Origin of the sequence: Tumebacillus amylolyticus (assembly GCF_016722965.1) — a bacterium.
GTDB classification, from domain to species: Bacteria; Bacillota; Bacilli; order Tumebacillales; family Tumebacillaceae; genus Tumebacillus; species Tumebacillus amylolyticus.
In genome coordinates this window covers 609,774-631,862 of sequence record NZ_JAEQNB010000002.1, presented here as the reverse complement: position 1 = coordinate 631,862, position 22,089 = coordinate 609,774, and the positions used below count along the sequence as shown (strand labels likewise).

Sequence of the window (22,089 nt, the reverse complement as noted above, 5' to 3'; positions counted from 1 at the left end):
CTCACAACCCTATGGCGACCATTCCGCTTCAACCCACTTGGCAACTCGGTAACTGGCAAGGCCGCGACTTCCTCGATTTCGCCGATCATTCGGCGCTCGACCTGCAAGATCTGCTCAGCCTTGCCCTCGATTTGAAAGACAAGCACAAAAAAGGCATCCCGTTCCGTCCGCTCGCGGGCAAAACGCTCGGCATGATTTTTGAAAAAGCATCGACCCGCACCCGCGTTTCCTTTGAAGTCGCGATGTTCCAACTCGGCGGGCACGCGCTGTTCCTGTCGAGCTCCGACACCCAACTTGGCCGCGGTGAACCGATCCCGGACACCGCGCAAGTGCTTTCCCGCTACGTCGACGGTTTGATGATCCGCACCTTCGGCCATGAAAACGTCATCGAACTGGCGCGCTATGCCACGATTCCGGTGATCAACGGCTTGACCGACTTGCACCACCCGTGCCAAGTGCTCGCCGACATCTTGACCCTTTTTGAGAAAAAAGGTACGCTCAAAGGGCGCACCGTTTCCTACATTGGAGACGGCAACAACATGGCGAATTCGTGGCTGGTGGCAGCTCCGAAATTCGGACTGAACCTGCGCATCGCCACCCCGCCGGGCTATGAATGCGATTCCGCCGTCGTGGAGCAAGCGAAAAACCTCGCCGCCCAACACGGCACCGAAATCGTCCTCACCCATGACCCGGTCGAAGCGGTGAAGAACACCGACATGATCTACACCGATGTCTGGGCTTCGATGGGCCAAGAAGAGGAGCAAGCGCAACGCCTCGCTCACTTTGCCGCCTACCAAGTCAACGGCGAACTCGTCAAGCACGCCAAGCCCGACTACCTGTTTATGCACTGCTTGCCTGCACATCGCGGGGAGGAAGTGACAGAGGAGGTCATCGACGGACCGAACTCGGTCATTTTTGATGAAGCGGAAAACCGACTGCATGTGCAAAAAGCGATTCTCGTCGCGACGATGGGCTAGAGTTTTTTCAAAGTAGGGGTAGATTTTTTTTGCAACTTGATGCATAATTATACTCGTTGATGCATTGATTATACAGAGAACTTCCGATTTGAGAGGAGAACCATACATGTCGAACAAAAAACTGGTGCTCGCCTATTCCGGCGGGCTTGATACCTCCGTTGCAATTCCGTGGCTGAAAGAACAAGGGTACGAAGTCATCGCCCTCTCCGCTGACGTCGGCGAAGGCAAAGACCTCGAATTTATCAAGAGCAAAGCCCTGCAAGTGGGCGCGACCAAGTCGTACATGGTCGATGCTCGCGAACTTTACGCCAAGGAATTCATCCTGCCGTCGCTGAAGGCCAATGCGCTCTACGAACACAAATACCCGCTCTCCGCCGCACTGTCCCGTCCGTTGATTTCGCAACTGCTCGTACAAGTGGCAGAGCAAGAGGGCGCAGCAGCAGTCGCGCACGGTTGCACCGGCAAAGGTAACGACCAAGTTCGTTTCGACGTATCGGTTACCGCGCTCAACCCGAACCTTGAAATCGTCGCACCGGTCCGTGAATGGGGCTGGAGCCGCGATGAAGAGATTGAATATGCAAAGCAAAACAACATCCCGATTCCGATCACGCTGGAAAACCCGTTCTCGACCGACGTCAACCTCTGGGGTCGTTCTTGCGAGTGCGGCGTCCTCGAAGATCCGTGGGCAGAAGCGCCGGAAGCGGCGTTTGAATGGACCGTCTCCATTGCAGACGCACCGGCTGAAGCGGAATACGTCGAGATCGGGTTTGAAAAAGGCGTTCCCGTTTCCCTGAACGGCACGCAACTCGGCCTCGTCGACTTGATCGAGCAACTGAACAAACTGGCAGGCGCACACGGCGTCGGCCGGATCGACCATGTGGAAAACCGCCTGATCGGGATCAAGTCCCGTGAAGTCTACGAAGCTCCGGCAGCGCTCGTGCTGATCGCGGCACACCGCGAACTGGAAACGATCACCCTGCCGCGCGAAGTGTTCCACTTCAAACCGCAACTCGAACTCAAATACACCGAACTCGTCTACAACGGCCTCTGGTTCTCTCCGCTCAAAAAAGCGGTCGATGCGTTCATCGAAGAGACCCAAGCGACCGTCACCGGCTCCGTCCGCGTGAAACTGTGGAAAGGCACGTTCCAACCGGTGGGCCGCAAGTCGGAACAATCCCTGTACGACCTCGACCTCGCGACCTACTCCCCGGACGATGCGTTCGACCACAACGCAGCGAAAGGCTTCATTAAACTGTGGGGTTTGCCGACCAAAGTCTACGCAAAAGTTCAAGCGGCAACCGGCGAAGAAATCGCAACCCCGACAGCGGTGGAAGTGAAATGAAGCTCTGGGGCGGACGTTTCACCAAACCGACCAACGAACTAGTCGAACTCTACACCGCTTCCATTCCGTTCGACCAAAAGCTGGCGGCGCAAGACATTCGGGGGTCGCTCGCCCATGTGAAGATGCTCGGCGCCTGCGGGATTATCCCGCAGGAGGACGCCGAGACGATCGCTGCGGGTCTTGTGCAAGTGCAAGCGAAATTGGAGCAGGGTGAGCTGCAATTCTCGATTTCGCATGAAGACGTGCATATGAACGTCGAGAAGCACCTGATCGACCTGATCGGGCCGGTCGGTGGCAAGTTGCACACGGGGCGTTCGCGCAACGACCAAGTGGCACTCGATATGCACCTCTATTTAAAGGAAGAAGTCGAAGAGATCGTCGCGATTTTGTACCGTCTGGTGGAAGTGCTGACGAACAAAGCGGAGGAGTACCTCGACGTCATCATTCCGGGCTATACCCACTTGCAACGTGCGCAACCGGTGTTGTTGGCGCATCATTTGCTGGCGTATGTCGGGATGTTCCGCCGAGACATTGAGCGTTATGAAGATGCGTACAAGCGCATCGACATGATGCCGCTGGGCTCCGGGGCGTTGGCGGGGACGACGTTCCCGATCGACCGCGATCTGGTTGCGAAGGAATTGGGGTTCTCGCGACTGTATGAAAATTCGATGGACGCGGTAAGCGACCGCGACTTCATCTTGGAGTTTTTGGCGGATTCGTCGATTCTCATGATGCACTTGTCGCGTTTCTGTGAAGAGTTGGTGCTCTGGTCGTCGACCGAGTTTTCGTTCGTCGAGCTCGACGACGCCTACTGCACAGGCTCCAGCATCATGCCGCAAAAGAAAAACCCCGACGTCGCCGAGCTTTTGCGCGGCAAAACGGGTCGGGTATATGGGGATCTGATCGGATTGCTGACGGTACTAAAGGGGTTGCCGTTGGCGTACAACAAAGATTTGCAAGAAGACAAAGAGGGCATGTTCGACACCGTCGACACGCTGAAAACGGGCCTCATCCTGTTCACGGGCATGATCGAAACGTTGCAAGTCCGTCGGGCGAACGTCGAGCGTGCCGTCAAAGCGGACTTCTCGAACGCGACCGACCTCGCCGACTATCTCGTGCGCAAGGGATTGCCGTTCCGCAATGCGCATGAAGTGATCGGGAAACTGGTCTTGCAATGCATCGAGGGAGGGATCTACCTCGCAGACCTGACCTTGGCGCAATACCAAGAAGCGTCGGAGCTGTTCGAAGCAGACCTCTTCCAAGCCCTCGACATCCGCAACGTCGTCAACGCCCGCAATTCCAAGGGCGGCACCGGCACCGAGAGCGTCAAAGTTCAACTTGCAAACGTGAGAGAATGGCTGCAGGCACAAGCGCAATAACGAAAAAAGTCACGCCGGGGGGCGTGGCTTTTTCTTTTTTTCAGGGAAAAGTAGGGAGAGCAGAAGTGTGCTTTTTTGTTCACAAGGAGGTCTACCCATGAAACCCCTCGCTCTCATCCTCACGCTCCTCCTCGCCCTCGTCGGCTGTGCCGAAAAAGGCCAGGCCTACGACCCGGCGCACAACCAAGTCAAGGAGGAGGACGGCGTCAAACTGAGCGCCACCCTCGACCGGGCTTCCTACGGCCCGCGAGACGACATCCACGTCCATGTGGAAGCGACGAACGAAGGCTCGGAACGGGTCAACTTCGTCGGGTACAACGGCTGTGATCCGGGGATCAACGTCTCCACCGCCGGCTACCTGCGCGTCAAAAAAGTCGGCGAACCCAACATCTGCACCGAAGCCCTCGTGCCGAAGACCCTCAACGTCCACGACACGCTCGCCGTCGATTTCGTTCTGCGCCCGCAAAAATCGGCCCCCTCCGGTACCCATACGCTCCTCGCTGTCTTCCAACGAGGAAAACGGGAGGAACACGTCAAACTGGAGGTTCCGTTCACCGTGCAATGACACACATTTGTCACCGTCCTTTAAAAATTGCTTATGGACGGGAAACGGTTTTTTATATACACTACAAGAGAAAGAATTTTCAGAGAGAGATTGAGAGCTTTAATGGGAGGTCACACTACGATGGAAAAACGTTGGTTGAAATCGCTTACCTTTACTACCTTGGGCCTCGGCCTGGCTGTGACGACGGTTGCCCTCACCGGATGCGACATCGGAACATCTTCGACCGTTTCGGGCGACAAAGTGAAAGTGTATACGACGATGGCGGCAGAAGCTGATTTTGCAAAACAGATCGGCAAAGATCACGTGGATGTGACGACTTGGCTGCCGTTTGACACGAACGTTTGGCAGTGGGCCCCGACGCTTGCCGACCAGAAAAACCTGGAGAGCGCCGACATGTTCATCCGCAACGGTGTACATGTGGAAGATCGCTGGTGGAGCCAAGTAGAAGCCGAGATGAAGATCAAGAACAAAAAGCTCGCCGTCGTCGACGCCTCTACCGGCATCGACAAGCTCCAACTTCAACGCTTTGTCAACCCAGACGTTTCGGATGAAGAGCGCAACAAACCGCGCAAAGACCCGTACTTCTACCTCGACCCGGTCAACGCCAAGAAGGAAGTTGACACCATCGAGGCCGCTCTGGAAGCAAAAGCGCCGAAGTTCAAAGATGATTTCAAGAAAAACGCCGAGGACCTCAAAAAGCAACTCGACGATCTCGACAAGCAATTCAAAGACATGGCATCCAAAGCCAAGCACAAAGAAATTGTCTCGCCGTATCCGGCATTCCAATACCTGGCTCAACAATACGGTCTCAAAAACTACGTCCCGGACACGTTCAACGCCACGAAGTTCCCGTGGGACGACCCGGCCAAATCCGAGGCGATCAAAGCAGACCTCGCCAAGCATGACCTGAAAACCGTCTTCTTCGAACAAGACGCCGCACCGCGGGTCAAAGAATTCCTGTTCGAAATGGGCTACGTAGCGGGCGCTCTCGGCACCTACCAAGGCGGCCAAGATCCGACCGGGTACAAAACCTACGTCGAAACGATGAAAGCAAATCTCAAGGTGCTCGACGAAGGTCTCAACGCGAACTAACAAAAGAAAGCAGCCTCGCACACGCGGGGTGCTTTTTTTTTGAATAACGTGGGATTTCGTAACTTTTCCGTTTTACAAATGCCCTTTGGAGGAGTATAGTTATGTGAGCGAAAACTTCGTAACGGTTCCGTTTTCATTGGGGGGTTTGAAGCATGAAGAAATGGTGGAAACTAGCAATGTGTGGTTTGCTAACCTCGAGTTTGTTTGCCGTAGGTTGTACAGACCTGAATATGAACGATGACAGTGACGGCCCGCATAAGGTTCGAGTCGTGACGAGTTTTTACCCGATGTATGAGTTTGCCAAGCAAATCGGCGGCGATCTCGTCGATGTGACGGTGCTCGTTCCGTCGGGCATGGAGCCGCACGATTGGGAACCGAAACCCAAGGACGTGGCCAAGGTACAGGAAGCGGACGTTTTTGTTTACAACGGCGCAGGATTTGAGTCGTGGGTGGACAATGTGCTGGGGACGGTCACGAGCCCGTCTTTGAAAGTCGTGGAAGCGTCGAACGGGATTCAACTCTTGGAGAACAAAGACGAGAACCACGACGGTCATGAGGACGCTGTGGCATTCGGGCAGCCCAGTCAAATGATGGACCCGCATGTCTGGCTCGACCCGAAACTGGCACAGCAAGAAGTTCGAACCATCGCCAACGCCTTGGAGAAAAAAGACCCGGCCCACGCCGAGGTCTACAAGAAAAACGCAGCCGATTACATCGCGCAGCTGGCAGACCTCGACCAAGCGTTCACCGACGAGTTTACCGGCGCGCCGAACAAGGAATTCGTCACGTCGCACACCGCGTTTGGCTATATGGCGAAATCATACGGTCTGACGCAAGTGCCGATTGCCGGCCTATCGCCGGAACAAGAGCCGAGTGCAGGCGATATGAGGGATATCGTCAATCTTGTGAAGGCGCACAACGTGAAGACGATTTTCTTTGAGACGTTGGCTTCTCCGAAAGTGGCGGAAACGGTCGCTCGCGAAGTCGGGGCCAAAACGGGGGTTTTGAACCCGCTCGAAGGATTGACAGAGGACGAAAAAGCCCAAGGGCTTGATTATATCGGAGTGCAGAAACAAAACCTCACCGCGCTGAAACAAGCGCTGAGTGAGGCGTAAGATTTTTTGCAGAGAAAAGGAGAGAAGCCGCTGTGAAATTGGCCGAGATGCGAGATGTGGTCTTCGGATATGGTCAGACTCCGGTACTGGATCAGTTACAAGTGCAAGTGGGGACATCAGAATTCATCGGTCTGACCGGCCCGAACGGCTCGGCCAAGACGACAACGCTCAAGCTGTTGCTGGGTCTTCTCACACCGCAACACGGCTCTGTGGAACTGAGTCCCACAGGCCCCAAGGGAAAGCCGCTGGTTCTCGGGTACGTTCCGCAGAACATCGCCTCCTTTAATGCAGGGTTCCCGAGCACGGTCTATGAGTTGGTGCGCTCGGGGCTGTACACCCGCAAGCGTTGGTTCGGCTTGTTGCCGTCCGATGAAGTGGCGCGCGTCGAGCAAGTTCTGAAGCAGGTCGGCATGTGGGAGCATCGCAAGCGCAAAATCGGCGAGCTCTCCGGTGGACAAAAGCAACGCGTCTGCTTGGCACGGTCTTTGGTTTTGGAGCCTGATTTGCTCGTTTTGGATGAACCGACGACCGGGATGGACGTGGAGGCGCGGACTTCGTTTTATGATTTGATTCAGCATCAAGTGCAGCATCACGGACGGACGGTGTTGATGGTCACGCACGACTTGGAAGAGACGTTGCCGCGCCTGACGCGTTTGCTCGTGCTCGACAAGCGAATTCGATTCGACGGGACACCGCAACAGTTTCAAGATCGCATGGATCTGCGAGCGAAGACGGAAACTCTGCCCCTCTACTGCTGTTACGATGACGAAGAGGGGGTTGAGTAGATGTTCGAGATGTTGCAGTACGGCTTTTTACAAAATGCATTTCTCGCAGGCATCATGATTGCCGTGGTTGCGCCGGTGATTGGCGTGTATCTCGTTTTGCGCAGACAATCGCTGATGGCGGATACGCTGTCCCACGTTTCGCTTGCGGGCGTGGCGATCGGGGCTTTGATCGGGACGTACCCGATGGTGACCGCGATGATTGCGGCGTTGCTCGGGGCGGTTTTGGTCGATACACTTCGCCGCTCGTTCAAAGCGTACAGCGAACTGTCGATTGCCATCCTGATGTCGGGAGGCTTGGCGTCGGCGGTTGTGCTGATGAGTTTCAACAAGGGAGCGAGCCGTGGATTCACGTCGTATCTGTTCGGCTCGATCATCGCGGTGAGCACGACCGATTTGCTGATCATGGCAGGGGTTGTGTTGCTCTGCGGGCTGTTCTTCTGGTTTTTCTGGCGGCCGATGTACGTGCTGACATTTGATGAAGAGACCGCACAAGTAAGCGGAGTTCCGGCGCGGACGTTGTCGCTGGCGTTTTCGCTGCTCGCAGGTCTCGTCGTGGCGGTTGCCATGCCGATCGTCGGCGTGTTGCTGGTCTCGTCGTTGATGATTCTGCCGGCGGCAATCTCCATGCGAATCTCACGCGGATTCACGATGACCGTCTGGGTCGCCGTGCTCACCGGCCTCTTCGCAGTTCTCGGCGGCCTCACCGCTTCGTACCAACTCGACATCCCGCCGGGCGGCACGATTGTCTTGCTGCTGCTGGTCGTGCTCGTGGTGGTCCTGATCGTGAAGCGGCTGTTCAGCCTCGGAGCGGCGAGCGTCGGGACGGATGCGAATGTGTTGAGAAGCAAGACGGTGGAAGAGAGATAGTGTGGAAGATCAAAACCCCTCAGGCCTTTACGGATGAGGGGTTTTTTCACATTTCCGCCAAAAAAGCTCTGGGAAAAATCCACCAGACCGCAATTCTCTACAGGAAATGACAGGCCAACGTCGAATATCGTAAGGTGGCGAGTTTCGACATCGTCTGTGCGGCTGTGCCGACAAAATCAGACAGTAGAAAGTGGTGTAAGCGATGATCGAGATGCACGACGTATGGAAGACCTACCCCAACGGCGCTGTTGCCCTGCAAGGGATCAGCGTGCGGATTGATAAGGGGGAGTTCGTCTATGTGGTCGGTCCCAGCGGCGCCGGCAAATCGACTTTTATCAAGCTCATGTACCGTGAGGAACGTCCGTCCAAAGGCTCCATCTTTGTCAACGGATTTAACATCGAACGTCTCAAAGAACGCAAAATTCCGTTGCTCCGCCGCCAAATCGGCGTCGTCTTCCAAGACTTTAAGCTCCTGCCGACCAAGACCGTCCGAGAAAATGTCGCGTTCGCGCTCGAAGTCATTGAAGCGTCTCCGAAAAAAATTCGCACCCGCGTCGCCGAAGTGCTTGAACTCGTCGGCCTCAGCGAAAAAGCAACGGCTCTGCCGACCGAATTGTCCGGCGGCCAACAACAGCGCGTCTCCATCGCGCGCGCTCTGATCAACAACCCGTCCGTCATCATCGCGGACGAGCCGACCGGCAACCTCGACCCGGAAACTTCGTGGGACATCATGCGCCTGTTCGAAGAGATCAACAACCGAGGCACGACCATCGTCATGGCGACCCACAACAAGGAAATCGTCAACACGCTAAAAAAACGCGTCCTCGCCGTCGAGGGTGGACAAATCGTCCGCGACCAGAAACGGGGGGTCTACGGCTATGAAAATTAGAACCATGGGCCGTCACGGCCGCGAAGGTCTGCGCAACCTCAGCCGCAACGGCTGGATGACGTTCGCGTCGATCTCGGCCGTCACCGTCACGCTGCTTTTGCTCGGGATCTTTTTGGTCCTCGCCTACAACGTCCAACAGTTCTCCAAGCAACTCGAATCTCAAGTCGAAATGAACGTCTACGTCAAGGAAGGCGCCGCACGCGCCGACGTACTGGAACTGGAACGTCAACTGAAGAGTCTCCCGGAGCTCAGCTCCGTCACTTATGTATCAAAGGAATCGGGCCTCGACCAACTCCGCGACAAACTCGCCGAGAACGCCAACCTCCTCGAAGGTTTGGACTCCGAGAACCCGCTGCCCGACAAGTTCATTCTCAAAGCGAAGGACCCGCAGACCATTGCAACCGTCGCCAAAAAAGTCCAAACCTTGCCGCTCGTCGACAAAGTCAATTACGGCAAAGACACCGTCGAGAAAATGTTCAAGGGCATCAATTTCGTCCGCAACGCTGGTGCCGTGTTTGTCGTAGGACTGTGCTTTACGGCGCTGTTCCTGATCTCGAACACGATCAAAGTCACGATCTTCGCTCGTCGACGCGAGATCGAGATTATGAAGTTGGTAGGGGCAACCAACTGGTTCATCCGCTGGCCGTTCTTGATCGAAGGTTTGATGATCGGCGTCTTCGGCGCATTGATTCCGACGGCGTTGATCTCATTTGGCTACCAGTACATCCTCGGCAGTTATCCGGGCTTCATGTACTTCACCTTCGCACCGATTAGCTTGATCTATTCGGTCGCGGCCATCTTGATCTCCATCGGAGCTTTGATTGGGATGATCGGCTCTGTCATGTCGATCAGCCGTTTCTTGCGAATTTAAGTATCTCTACTTGAGGGAAGGGGATAGTTGGATGCAAGCTCGCAAGTCGCGTTTCACCCGCACGATGGTCTTCGGCCTCACCACGGCCGCAGCCTTGGCGATGACGTTTCCGTCCGCCGTTTTTGCCGACATCGACGACCTGAAAACCCAGCAACAGCAACAACAGCAGCAACTCGATGCCGCCAAACAGCGCGAACAGGATGCCAAACAGAAAAAAGATCAATTCCAAAAACAGATCAACGTCAACGCCAACGACATCAACAAATTAACGGCTGACATCGATGCGAAAGAAACGGAAATCACCAAACTGCAAGGCTCCATCTACACGAAAAACCAAGAGATCGAAATCACCCAAGGCAAGCTCACCGAAGCGGAAGCCCGGGTCAAAGAGCGCGACAAAGTCCTCAAGCAACGCCTCAAGATGATGTACGAGCAAGGCGAAGTGCAATACCTCGACGTCCTGCTCGACGCGACATCGTTCTCCGATTTTCTCGACCGCTTCGACACGCTGGCGATCATCTACCAGCAAGACACGGAAATCCTCAAGAAAAACAAAGCGGACCGTGACACGATCGAAGCGACCAAGAAAAAACTCGAGGACGACCGCAACACGCTGACGGCGATGAAGACGCAACAAGTCGAGCAGAAGTCTGAACTCGACGGACTCAAAGCCCAAAAAGTCGCGCTCAACCAGCAATTGGAGACGGACAAATCCGCCCAAGAGCGCATCGAGCAAGAAGCACAGCAAATGCAAGACGACGCCATCAAGCAAATCTACGCGATCTCGCAACAGATCTCGGCCGAACAGAACAAGCAAAACACCACCCCGACCCAGTCGGCGGGCGGTCCTTTTATCTGGCCGCTTCCGGGAGTCTCAACGATCACCGACGAATTCGGCGACCGCATCGACCCGTTCACCGGCCAACGCATGGGCCACAACGGGATGGACATTGCAGGTCCGCAGGGCACGACGGTTGTTGCGGCGCAGACCGGCAAAGTCATCACCGCCGGCTGGGTCACCGGGTTTGGCAACTGCATCATCATCGACCACGGGGGCGGCCTCTGGTCGCTGTACGGCCATCTCATGAACGGCGGCATCCTCGTCTCTGTCGGTCAACAAGTGACACAGGGCGATGCGATCGGCAAGGAAGGCTCGACCGGACGCTCCACCGGCCCGCACCTGCACTTCGGCGTGTATGAAAACGGCGTCGTCGTGAACCCGCGCAAATATCTGTAGCCCGAGTGTCATATACTAAAGCAGATTTGGACAAAGGTGGTGCAAGCGGGACTATGTACATCAAAGGACGCTACATGATCATCGGGTTGGTCACGGCTTTGGTCTTGAGCAGCGGCTTGACCGTCGTCGGACTGAACGCGTCAGGTCATTTGGTAAAAAGCGGCGACGTTGCCTCACCTGCCGTCAAAGACGCCGAGTTCAACAAACTCGTGGACACCTACACCACGCTCAAAAACGGCTACTACCAAGACGTCAAGGACGACACGCTCCTCAACGGTGCCATCGACGGGATGGTCAAATCGTTGGACGACCCCTATTCCACGTATATGAGCCCGACGGAAGCGGAAGATTTTCACGAGAACATCTCGTCTTCCTTCGAAGGCATCGGCGCGGAGATCAAAGAAGAGGACGGCAAGATCGTCGTCGACGTGCCGATCAAGGGCGCGCCGGCCGAGAAAGCCGGCATCAAGCCGAACGACCGCATCGTCTCCGTGGACGGCAAGAGCTTGAACGGGTTGAAAGTCACGGAAGCTGTCACCTACATCCGTGGCAAAAAAGGCTCCAAAGCCGAGCTCGTCATCGAGCGCCCCGGTGAAACCGGCCAGTTGAACATCTCCGTCGTGCGCGACACGATTCCGGTGGAAACGGTCAAGGGCGAAATGCTCGACGACGGCATGGCACGGATCACGATGAGCAAGTTTGCGGAAACCACCGCCGACGAGTTCACCAAGTCGCTGACCGATCTCAAAGGCAAAGGCATGAAAGGCCTGATCCTCGACATGCGCCAGAACCCGGGCGGCTTGCTCGACGTTTGTGTCGAGATCGCAAACCAACTGATACCGGATCAGAAATTGATCCTGCAAGTAGAAGACCGCTCCGGTCAAAAGGAAGTCTACCGCTCCAAGCACGGCAAGTCCGATTTCCCGATTGTGGTCTTGGTCGACGGCGGTTCGGCTTCGGCTGCCGAAATTCTCGCCGGAGCGCTCAAAGAATCGGGCAACTACCCGCTGGTCGGGACCAAGACGTTCGGCAAAGGCACCGTGCAAACCACGAAGTCCTATGACGACGGTTCGAACATCAAGTACACGATGGCGAAATGGCTGACCCCGGACGGCAACTGGATTCACAAAAAAGGCATCGAGCCGGACTACAAGGTCGACCTCCCGGAATACGCCGACCTCCCGTACCTCGACCCGGAGAAAGAAATCAAGCCGGACACGTTCTCCAACGAAGTGAAAACGGCGCAAACCATGCTCGAAGCACTGGGCTACCAACCGGGCCGCAAGGACGGATTCTTTGACGACAAGACCAAGCAAGCGGTCGTGGCGTTCCAGAAAGTCCAGAACCTCGACGCGGACGGTGTGATCAAAGGCAAGACCACTTCCAAGATGATCGAACTTCTGCAAAAGAAAATTCAAGACAACGATACACAGCTCGACAAAGCCAAGCAGGTCCTCCGTAAAATGTTACCATAGGAAGGATTGCAGGCGGATTGTGTCGAAGTAAGTACCCGGCGAACCAGCACAGGTTCCACGGGTACTTTTCTTTTTTATAAGATAAGGAGGAGTGCGAATGACCGAGCTGTCTTTCTTGACCGAGATCCTCAACGGGCTTGCCCAAGTCTTGGCGCATCCTCTCTTCTATGTGGCTCTCCTGCTGGTCGGGTTGCAATATCGACGGCAGAACTCCATGGAGCGTCGGATGTTTGGTGTGCGGTGCTCGTCGTTGACCGATCAAGTGCTTCGTTCGTTCCTCTACGGGGCCGGCGGGGGGTTGCTTGCCACCGTGCTGATGACGGTGATCGGCGTCGTGCTGTCACCGGGAGATATGGCGTATGTGTGGGTGGTGGCTTTGGTGCTGGCGTTGGTCAATGTGCGCTACACCTGCTTCGCCTACGCAGGTGGTCTGCTCTCCTTCGTCAGTCTCGTCCTCAACGCGTTGCCGACGCTTACCTCCGGGCCGGACTGGCTCTTGGGCGTCTATGATGACTTGAAGCAACTGCATGTGCCGGATCTGATGGCGTTGGTGGCGATTCTTCATCTCGTCGAAGGAATTCTGGTTCGCCTGAATGGAGCCCAGGCGGCGATGCCGGTGTTTGTGCCCGGCAAGCGCGGCCGATTGATCGGCGGCTTCATTCTTCAGAAGTTTTGGGTGATTCCGATGGCGGCGTTCGTCGTAACGGGTGTGCCGGACAGCGTGCTTCATACGCCCTCGTGGTGGCCGTTGATGTCCTTGGGCGGCCTGGGTCTTGGAGCGGGCTTGCAGATCGTACCGGTGCCGGCCATTCTGGGGTACTCGGGTGCGGCGCTGACCAAGACTCCGCAGCAGACCTCCACACACACGGCGCGTTGGTTGGTCGCCTACAGCATCGTGCTGCTGTGTCTGGCGATTGGGAGTTCGTATTTCTCGCCACTGGCTTGGGTCGCGGCGCTGTTCTGCCCGATCGCGCACGAACTGCTGATCCTCTGGGAGATGCGCGGAGAACAGAGCGGGCATCCGATCTACGTGAAACCTCTGCAAGGTCTGAAGATTCTCTCGATCTTGCCGAAGAGCCCGGCGTTGGAAATGGGTCTCCTGCCGGGCGAGACGATCCTCAAAGTCAACGGAACACCGGTGAATACACCTTATGATTTGCACTTTGCACTCAATCAGAATCCCGCGTATGCCAAACTCGAACTGTTAACGCCCGAAGGCGAAGTTCGATTTGCGAACACGGCGATCTATACGGGCGACCACCACATGCTGGGGGTCATCCTCGTGCCGGATGACAATGCGCGGCAATTCGTCCGCCTCGGCACCGCCTCTCCCTGGGCATGGCTTTGGGAGAAGCTCGGCGGCGGACGCAAGCGAGCGCATGCGACCTATCACGAACAATCGTAACTAGAGAAAGTGGAGGATTCGTCATGGACATTACCACACTGCTTGGTTTAATTCTCGGCATTGGGGGCCTGTTAGGCGGCTTCATGGGTGAGGGCGGGGAACTGGGTGCTCTGTTATCTCCGACCGCAGCTCTCATCGTATTCGGCGGGACGTTCGGCGCGGTCATGTTGGCCACGCCAATGGAACAGTTGAAGGAACTTCCGAAGATCATCAAGGTCGCCTTCACCTACAAACCGAAAGACCCGATGGACACGATCACCGAACTGGTGTCGCTGGCGACCACCGCCCGTCGCGAAGGGATTCTCGCGCTCGAGGAGAAGATCGAGACCTATGACGACGAATTCTTCAAAAACGGCATTCGCCTCGTCGTCGACGGCGTCGACCCGGACCTCGTGCGCAGCATGTTGGAAACCGAATTGTCGTTCATCGAATCCCGTCACGAAAAAGGCGCGCAACCGTTCGATCAAGCGGGCGGTTTCGCACCGACGATGGGGATTATCGGGACCGTAATGGGTCTCGTCCACGTACTTGGCAACCTGTCGGACGTCAACTCCCTCGGCCCGCAGATCGCAACTGCATTTATCGCTACTTTGTACGGCGTGGCCTCGGCGAACGTCATCTACCTGCCGATCGGCACCAAGTTGAAAAACCGCACCAAACAGGAAGTTCTGATCCGCGAGCTGATGATCGAAGGCATCCTGTCGATCCAAGCGGGCGAGAACCCGAACATCCTCGGACAGAAACTCAAGGCGTTCTTGGCGCCGAAACTGCGTGATCCTAAGGCAGAGGTAGGGGAAGCCAATGTCGAGTCGGCGTAAGAAAAATCACGGCGGCGCGCACGAGAACCATGAACGCTGGCTGATCACCTATTCCGACTTGATCACCTTGCTCATGATCTTCTTCGTCATCATGTACGCCATGTCGTCCATCGACCAATCGAAGTTCGATTCGCTCTCGGTGTCGCTGAACAAAGCCCTCAAAGCGAGCAACCAAATTCAGTTGCAGAACATGGGGCAAACCGGTCTGGTCTCGCGTCGTCCGGAATCGAACACTCCGAACCAACAACCGACCAAAGACCCCAAAGCGGCGGCTCAGCAAGAACAGGAGCAGCAAAAGCTCGACGACCTCAAAAAGCAAATCGAGAAGTTCGTCAACGACAACGGCCTCGCCGGTCAGATCAACGTGCTGGAGAATGCCAAGGGTGTGCAGATTACGCTCTCCGATGCGGCGCTGTACGACTCCGGTCGTGCGGAACTCAAGCCGGAAGCGCAGAAACTGCTCGGCGGGATGTCGCAATTCTTGAGCATTCTGCCCAACGAGATCGCCGTCGAAGGTCACACCGACAACGTGCCGATGACCTCCGGACGCTTCCCGTCGAACTGGGAGTTGTCTTCGCAACGTGCGATCAACGTCCTGCATTTCTTCGAAGGCACGGGCGTTCAACATGAACGCTTGCATGCTGTCGGCTATGCGGACACCGTTCCGCTCGTGGCGAACGATTCGGACGAGCACCGTGCGCAAAACCGTCGAGTGAACTTGATCGTCATGCGCAAGTACCAGATGAACTCGATCTCGCCGCTCGACCCGGAAGGCACGACGCAACCGATCCAACAATAGAATCGCAGTTTCGGAAAAAGGTGAGAGCCCGGCTCTCACCTTTTTTACGTATGTACGTTCGGTTTTCGTGTATAATGGAACTTGATAGAAATGGAGGTGCCTTCTTCGATGGAACGTGAGAACATTCAATTCAAACTGGCATCCGAATACGAACCGCGCGGGGACCAACCGAAAGCCATTGCACAACTTGTGGAAGGGCTGAAGTCCGGGAGCAAACACCAGACCTTGCTCGGTGCGACCGGTACGGGCAAGACATTCACGATGGCCAACGTCATCTCGCAAGTGAACAGACCGACCCTGATCATGGCGCACAACAAAACTCTCGCGGCGCAATTGCACGCAGAGTTCAAGGAGTTTTTCCCGGACAACGCTGTGGAGTATTTTGTTTCCTACTACGACTACTACCAACCGGAAGCGTACATCCCGTCTTCCGATACTTTTATTGAGAAGGATGCGAAGATCAACGACGAGATCGACAAACTGCGCCACAGCGCCACGATGGCCCTGTTGGAGCGCCGAGATGTCATCGTCGTGGCTTCCGTCTCTTCCATTTACGGCTTGGGTTCGCCGGAAGAGTACGGCAAATTCGTCCTGTCCTTGCGACCGGGCATGGAGAAGCCGCGCGACGAAGTGCTGCGCAAGCTCGTCGACATGCAGTACGAGCGCAACGACATCAACTTCCAACGCGGGACGTTCCGTGTGCGCGGAGACGTGGTGGAGATCTTCCCCGTGTCGCGCTCGGAGCAGGCCGTGCGCGTGGAATTTTTCGGCGACGAGATCGACCGCATCACCGAAGTGGATACCGTGACCGGCGAAATTCTCGGCACGCGCAACCACGTCTCGATCTATCCGGCGTCTCACTTTGTCACGTCCGGTGACAATTTGCAACGCGCCGTCGCAGAGATTCGCGAGGAGTTGGAAGCCCAACTGACCGCGTTGCGCGATGCCGGGAAGCTGCTGGAAGCCCAGCGGTTGGAACAGCGCACGAACTACGACATCGAGATGATGCTGGAGATCGGGTTCTGCTCCGGCATCGAGAACTACTCGCGCCACATGGAGGGTCGTCCGCCGGGCAGTGCGCCGCACACGCTGTTCGACTTTTTCCCGGAAGACTACTTGCTGATCATCGACGAGTCGCATGTCACGATCCCGCAGATCGGCGGCATGTTCAACGGGGACCAAGCGCGCAAAAACATGCTGGTCGACCACGGCTTCCGTCTGCCGTCGGCGAAAGACAACCGCCCGATGAAGTTCGAGGAGTTCGAGAACAAAGTCAACCAAGCGATCTACGTATCGGCGACACCGAGCGCCTACGAAGCGGACCACAGCACCCAAGTGGTCGAGCAGATCATCCGTCCGACAGGCTTGCTCGACCCGGTGATCCACGTGCGCCCGATCAAAGGCCAGATCGACGACATGGTCGGCGAGATCAACAAGCGCATCGCCAAAGACGAGCGCGTCCTCGTCACCACCCTCACGAAAAAAATGGCCGAGGACCTCACCGACTACCTCAAGGAATTGGGGATCAAAGTGCGCTATCTGCACTCCGATATCAAGACGATTGAGCGGATGATGATCTTGCGCGACCTGCGTCTGGGTGTATTCGACGTGCTGATCGGGATCAACTTGCTGCGCGAAGGCTTGGACTTGCCGGAAGTCTCGCTGGTCACGATCCTCGACGCCGACAAAGAGGGCTTCCTGCGTGCCGAGCGCTCGCTGATCCAGACCATCGGTCGCGCCGCGCGTAACGCAGGCGGCGAAGTCATCATGTACGCGGACAAAATGACCAAGTCGATGGACATCGCGATCCGAGAAACGGAACGCCGTCGCAAGATCCAGATGGAGTTCAACGAGAAGCACGGCATCACCCCGACCACCGTCAACAAAAAAGTCCGCGACGTCATCGAAGCGGTCGCCACCGCCGAGAAGGAATCGTTCATCATCGAAAAAGGCGTCGACAAGATGTCCAAAAAAGACCGCGAGCAACTGATCCTGAAGCTGGAACAAGAAATGAAGGACGCCGCCAAAGCGTTGCAGTTCGAACGTGCCGCCGAGTTGCGCGACATCATTTTGGAATTGAAAGCCTCGTAAACCTGAAACGTAAACGTTGGAAGACCGACCCATTGAACGACTGGGTCGGTTTTTTTTGTTCGACAATAGAAAAAAATCGCTCTCAAAACGTCTCGTGGAGGCATACACGGAAAAAGAGGGAGGAAATAGAGGGGAATGACGGATCAGCCCTACGCCGAAGTGAGTTTTGCACGGGGTCGGAACCAGATCGGGTTGCGCGTGGATTGGGCATCAAGTAGAACGGCTACAATGTGAAATTGAGTATACTTTCGTATTTGAGTAAAGTGGTAATTTTAACTGAAAAACTTTATTATTGTGGTTGAAGCGGAGGTGTAAACGTGGTAAATTGAAACCACGGAAACAAATCAGAAAAATTAAATTAAGCGATAATAAGGGGCTGAAACGAAATGCCTGTCTAGCGTGTAACGCAAACAGGCACGCTCCCCCTGTTGGAAAAAATAATTGAATTTTCAGGCTTTGAAAGGAGGTGAAAACAATGGAAAAATTCAAAGGCTTGGAAGTTACCGGTTTGGAAGTCATGGACCTGAATGATGCAATGGCTCTGCCGGAAACGGCTGCATCCTCCGGTTCCTCCTCTTCCAACACTTGCTCCACCTGCGGTTCCTCCTCCTGCTGTGCTCTGGAAGAATCGATGTAAGAACACCGCATCACCTCGAGTCAACGAGTGATGTGGCACGAGGTTGCCTCCTTGTGTCGCATCACCCATTGACAGGGGCCGACAGATTCGTTTTTGTAAAACAGGATTGATACATAGTTGAGTGTATTTTCTGTCAAGTCAGAAAATATAAATTTTTAATCTTGAATATGCGGATTGGACATGGTAAATTGAGGGTAACTAAACACCTCGATGAATTAGATTTAACCCTAACAGGTGATCTGATTAAACACCGTGACAAACGCGCAACGCAAACAGACACGCCGCCCCTGTTGGAACGGTGTGCCTGGGACCTCTCAGATTGAAAGGAGGTGAAAACAATGGAAAAATTCAAAGGCTTGGAAATCACCGGTCTTGAAGTCATGGACCTGAATGATGCAATGGCTCTGCCGGAAACGGCTGCATCCTCCGGTTCCTCCTCCTCCAACACTTGCTCCACCTGTGGTTCCTCCTCCTGCTGCGCTCAAGCAGAAATGTAAAAACCACGCAAAACCGTAGACGGAAAGGAGGTGAAAACAATGGAAAAATTCAAAGGCTTGGAAGTTACTGGTCTTGAAGTCATGGACCTGAATGATGCAATGGCTCTGCCGGAAACGGCTGCATCCTCCGGTTCCTCCTCCTCCGACACCTGCTCGACCTGCGGTTCCTCCTCCTGCTGCTCGATTCTCGAAGAAGCGATGTAAGAACACCGCAAAACCGTAGACGGAAGGAGGTGAATACGATGGAAAAATTCAAAGGCTTGGAAGTTACCGGTCTGGAAGTTATGGACCTGAACGATGCAATGGCTCTGCCGGAAACGGCTGCATCTTCCGGTTCCTCCTCCTCCAACACCTGCTCCACCTGCGGCTCTTCCTCCTGCTGCGCTCTTGAAGAATCGATGTAAGAAGAACGCAAAACCGTAAGTCAACGTGGTGATGCGGCAGGATGTTGCCTCATCGTGCCGCATCACCATTCTATTTCATTTTATCACAAACAATGCCAATTTGTTCGGGATTAAGGAGGGAATGTCTTATGAGTGAAAGGTACAGCAAAGCTCCGTACATCATGCGGAGGGTCGCGGGTATGCCGTTGCATGGATTGCAGGAGATGCAAGCGTTGCAAACGGTCACCCAGTTGCAAGAACTGGCCACACTCCGACGGTGGCTTGCTGCTCACACTCCGTCCCTCGTCGAAGCGTTGGAAGCAGCTGTTCCCAAAATGCAATCGGATGTTTTACGCAACCAGTTGATCCGTTATAAACGAGATCTCTTTAACGGCCGGGCTCTGAAACAGAGCGCCGACTCTTTTGCTGACGAATTGTCAGAGGAACTGCTCACCCGCATGCGCGAGTGGGAGAACGCCAATGCAAGAGTTCCGGAAATTGAAGCAACAGCCCGCAACACCTATGAGCAAGAATTGCACAACGCTCGTCAGGTGATGCAACAACTTGCGAAGGATTCCAATTTTCGAAAAGGGGTCGTGCTCACCTCGCTCGACCTGCATTCGAAATTGATGAAGTATATACAGACTCCGTTGGAAGAACAAAATGCCCGCCTGCGCAAAGTGGAACTGACGCTCACTACCGTCCTGACTCGGACGGTGATGAAGACCAGTCCGTTTTCTCATTTCACGGCGGTCGGGATGGAACGCTGGACAAATGGAGAAGAAGCGGTGACTCCCGTAGAGAGAGCTCCTTCTTTTCAAAGTTCGGTTTCGATGAACCAGGTGCATCTCCGGCGCGTCTTGCACGCGTTGACAGAGCAACCGGAAATCCGCGAGAACCTCAGCTATCGTCTGCATGGCGCCATTGTGGTCTCCAAGAGCAACAAATTGATGTTGATGCGCCGCGTTGACGATGCGAAAAACCGAGCCCGGGTGTTCAAAACGCAGGAAGCGTACGTCAAACTGGATTACAGCCCGCCGTTGCAACACGTCGTCGAATTGCTCCGAGCAGCCCCGGAAGGTACCCTCACGTATCGCGAGTTGGTGGATTCGTTCGGGGAGATGTCTACATCTGCGCAAGTGGAAGGTTATTTGGCACAGTTGATCTCGCTCACGGTCTTGGAGCCGGCGGTCGATGTGCCGGAGCAAACCGATGACCTCTTGGGAGATATCTTGCTGTACATCGACTCCTGGCCGGGAGAAGCGGCGACGCGAACGAGAGAGGCCCTTCGGATGGTCCAGTCGATGGTGCAGGAATATCAGCAGGCGCAAGCAGATGCGCGAGCTGCTCTCCTCTCCCGCATACGGGACGTGATGAGCGGATTGTTCGAACTGCTTGGTTTGCAGGCGGCACAGGATACCCTGTCGCTGTTGTTTTATGAAGACGCGTTGCTGAAAGAGATTCAGCCGGTGTCAGAGTCCCGCTATGCCAAGGTGTTGGAGGCGCTGAAGCTGTACCAACAACTCGGGCCGATCTTTGATTCCCGCTATCGGGCACAGACGGCGACGGCGCGTGAGTTTGTCCGGTTGTATGGGGAGGACGGAGTGTGTACGGACACGGCCTCTTTCATCCACAAGTTGGTTCCGATCCACGAACAGTTCAGGAAGACGTTGGCGACCGGCGCATTGCTTGTTGACCTTGACGTCGCCAACGACATCGACTCCATTCGCATCCTCAATGAGTTGAATCTGGAGTTTGCCCAACTGCTCCAATCCAAGTGGTTGGGAGACGCAGAGGTAGAGCTGACGGTGGAAGAGTTGCAGGGTTTCATCGACAGAATCCCAGACGTGTATCAGAACCGCGTGGTCTCGAACGATGTGTTTGGACAATGGGTGGAGCGCGGAGAGGACAGCCTCTATGTGCTCAACCAAGCGTATCCAGGTCTGATGACGTTCTACTCCCGATTCTTGCCCGCCTATGAGGAACAGGGAGTGCGTCAGGAGTTGCAAGCCTATTTATCCGACCTTTTTGAAGAGACGAACCCGCTTGTGGAAATGGCAGGCGTCTACGGATTCAACGCCAACCTCCACGGAGCGCTGACTTCGCACGAATTGACGTTTGCCGACCTGCCTGTGACGCGGCGAAATTCGCCCGATGTGCAACCTGTGGAGTGGTCGGAGGTGTCCTTCGTATATGACCGCGCCACCGACCGGGTGATGCTCTATCATCCAAACATCGGAAAATTCCATGTCCACTTTTTCGGATCTTTGATGCCGATGCTGATTCCGGGCTTGACGCGTCTGCTCATGAACCAATTCAGCAACTCCCTCCTGCCGACCAACTTGTACATGATGATCGAGCACGAACTGAGTTATGAACAACGTCAAGAGGCGATCCGATATTACCCGCGTTTGCGAATCGGCTCTGTGGTGCTGTCCCGCCGCAAATGGCTCGTACCTCGCACACAACTGCCGATGCGTGGGGCGAAGGAAGAAGAGTTTGAATGGTTCACCCGCGTACAGGAGTGGTACCGGAGTATCGGGCTTCCCCAGCGAGTCTTTGTGAAATTAACCAAGATGGGGCGGGGGGAAGACCCGTACGGCATACTTGGCGACGAGGAAAAAGCAGAGGATGCCACACCTGAGATGGTTAATTTCACCAAAATGAAACCGCAGTACATTGACTTTGCCAACCCGCTCATGGTGCGCGTGTTTGGCAAGCTGATCCTCGATTCCCAGTTGGGACTGAAAATCGAGGAGACGCTGCCGGATGTGGACGAGGTGGAAAACCTCGGGTTCCCAGAGCGGTATGTATCGGAGACGATCATTGAAATCAGCCGGCACGGCCGTGGGGAGGAAGCGTAGC

At 55.2% G+C, this 22,089-nt stretch carries 21 protein-coding genes; all 21 read left to right on the top strand.

Features of this window, described 5'->3' with window-relative positions; translation table 11 throughout:
* The first annotated feature begins 11 nt into the window (after positions 1-11).
* Positions 12-977, top strand: coding sequence for an ornithine carbamoyltransferase (argF, locus tag JJB07_RS10010; RefSeq protein ID WP_201634390.1), 966 nt, complete (start codon positions 12-14; stop codon positions 975-977).
* A 106-nt stretch (positions 978-1,083) separates the two neighbouring features.
* Entirely contained in the window at positions 1,084-2,319 is a 1,236-nt protein-coding gene (locus JJB07_RS10005) for an argininosuccinate synthase (RefSeq protein WP_201634387.1), read from the top strand.
* On the top strand, positions 2,316-3,698 hold the full coding sequence (gene argH, locus JJB07_RS10000) for an argininosuccinate lyase (RefSeq protein WP_201634384.1): 1,383 nt from the start codon (positions 2,316-2,318) through the stop codon (positions 3,696-3,698). The genes JJB07_RS10005 and argH overlap by 4 nt, the downstream gene beginning before the upstream one ends.
* A gap of 97 nt (positions 3,699-3,795) precedes the next feature.
* Positions 3,796-4,263: a hypothetical protein gene (locus tag JJB07_RS09995; RefSeq protein WP_201634382.1), complete on the top strand. Its 468-nt coding sequence runs from the start codon at positions 3,796-3,798 to the stop codon at positions 4,261-4,263.
* A 120-nt stretch (positions 4,264-4,383) separates the two neighbouring features.
* Complete coding sequence (locus tag JJB07_RS09990) at positions 4,384-5,355, top strand: metal ABC transporter substrate-binding protein (protein WP_201634380.1); 972 nt, start codon at positions 4,384-4,386, stop codon at positions 5,353-5,355.
* A gap of 152 nt (positions 5,356-5,507) precedes the next feature.
* On the top strand, positions 5,508-6,470 hold the full coding sequence (locus tag JJB07_RS09985) for a metal ABC transporter substrate-binding protein (RefSeq protein WP_201634378.1): 963 nt from the start codon (positions 5,508-5,510) through the stop codon (positions 6,468-6,470).
* Between the two features lie 32 nt (positions 6,471-6,502).
* Positions 6,503-7,255 carry an ATP-binding cassette domain-containing protein gene (locus tag JJB07_RS09980; protein WP_201634376.1) on the top strand — a complete coding sequence of 251 codons (753 nt, stop codon included), beginning with the start codon at positions 6,503-6,505 and terminating at the stop codon, positions 7,253-7,255.
* Positions 7,256-8,122: a metal ABC transporter permease gene (locus tag JJB07_RS09975; protein ID WP_236587917.1), complete on the top strand. Its 867-nt coding sequence runs from the start codon at positions 7,256-7,258 to the stop codon at positions 8,120-8,122. It abuts the gene before it with no gap.
* 202 nt (positions 8,123-8,324) lie between these two features.
* Entirely contained in the window at positions 8,325-9,011 is a 687-nt protein-coding gene (ftsE, locus tag JJB07_RS09970; protein WP_201634374.1) for a cell division ATP-binding protein FtsE, read from the top strand.
* Positions 9,001-9,882: a permease-like cell division protein FtsX gene (gene ftsX, locus JJB07_RS09965; protein ID WP_201634372.1), complete on the top strand. Its 882-nt coding sequence runs from the start codon at positions 9,001-9,003 to the stop codon at positions 9,880-9,882. The genes ftsE and ftsX overlap by 11 nt, the downstream gene beginning before the upstream one ends.
* A 31-nt stretch (positions 9,883-9,913) precedes the next feature.
* On the top strand, positions 9,914-11,119 hold the full coding sequence (locus JJB07_RS09960; RefSeq protein WP_201634369.1) for a murein hydrolase activator EnvC family protein: 1,206 nt from the start codon (positions 9,914-9,916) through the stop codon (positions 11,117-11,119).
* 53 nt (positions 11,120-11,172) lie between these two features.
* The gene (locus JJB07_RS09955) at positions 11,173-12,594 is read left to right on the top strand and encodes a S41 family peptidase (protein ID WP_201634367.1); all 1,422 of its coding nucleotides are present in this window, start codon (positions 11,173-11,175) and stop codon (positions 12,592-12,594) included.
* A 97-nt stretch (positions 12,595-12,691) separates the two neighbouring features.
* The gene (locus JJB07_RS09950; RefSeq protein WP_201634364.1) at positions 12,692-13,999 is read left to right on the top strand and encodes a PDZ domain-containing protein; all 1,308 of its coding nucleotides are present in this window, start codon (positions 12,692-12,694) and stop codon (positions 13,997-13,999) included.
* Between the two features lie 23 nt (positions 14,000-14,022).
* A complete protein-coding gene (locus JJB07_RS09945) occupies positions 14,023-14,817 on the top strand; it encodes a flagellar motor protein (RefSeq protein WP_201634361.1) in 795 nt (264 codons plus the stop codon).
* Positions 14,801-15,616, top strand: coding sequence for a flagellar motor protein MotB (locus tag JJB07_RS09940; RefSeq protein WP_201634358.1), 816 nt, complete (start codon positions 14,801-14,803; stop codon positions 15,614-15,616). The genes JJB07_RS09945 and JJB07_RS09940 overlap by 17 nt, the downstream gene beginning before the upstream one ends.
* Positions 15,617-15,724: 108 nt before the next feature.
* Complete coding sequence (uvrB, locus tag JJB07_RS09935) at positions 15,725-17,707, top strand: excinuclease ABC subunit UvrB (RefSeq protein WP_201634356.1); 1,983 nt, start codon at positions 15,725-15,727, stop codon at positions 17,705-17,707.
* Between the two features lie 475 nt (positions 17,708-18,182).
* Positions 18,183-18,344: a thiazolylpeptide-type bacteriocin gene (locus tag JJB07_RS09930; RefSeq protein ID WP_201634347.1), complete on the top strand. Its 162-nt coding sequence runs from the start codon at positions 18,183-18,185 to the stop codon at positions 18,342-18,344.
* Between the two features lie 338 nt (positions 18,345-18,682).
* Complete coding sequence (locus JJB07_RS09925; protein ID WP_201634353.1) at positions 18,683-18,841, top strand: thiazolylpeptide-type bacteriocin; 159 nt, start codon at positions 18,683-18,685, stop codon at positions 18,839-18,841.
* Positions 18,842-18,880: 39 nt separating this feature from the next.
* Complete coding sequence (locus JJB07_RS09920) at positions 18,881-19,045, top strand: thiazolylpeptide-type bacteriocin (protein ID WP_201634350.1); 165 nt, start codon at positions 18,881-18,883, stop codon at positions 19,043-19,045.
* Positions 19,046-19,083: 38 nt separating this feature from the next.
* The gene (locus tag JJB07_RS09915) at positions 19,084-19,245 is read left to right on the top strand and encodes a thiazolylpeptide-type bacteriocin (RefSeq protein WP_201634347.1); all 162 of its coding nucleotides are present in this window, start codon (positions 19,084-19,086) and stop codon (positions 19,243-19,245) included.
* A gap of 128 nt (positions 19,246-19,373) precedes the next feature.
* The gene (locus JJB07_RS09910) at positions 19,374-22,088 is read left to right on the top strand and encodes a lantibiotic dehydratase (RefSeq protein ID WP_201634344.1); all 2,715 of its coding nucleotides are present in this window, start codon (positions 19,374-19,376) and stop codon (positions 22,086-22,088) included.
* The last annotated feature ends 1 nt before the right edge of the window (position 22,089 follow it).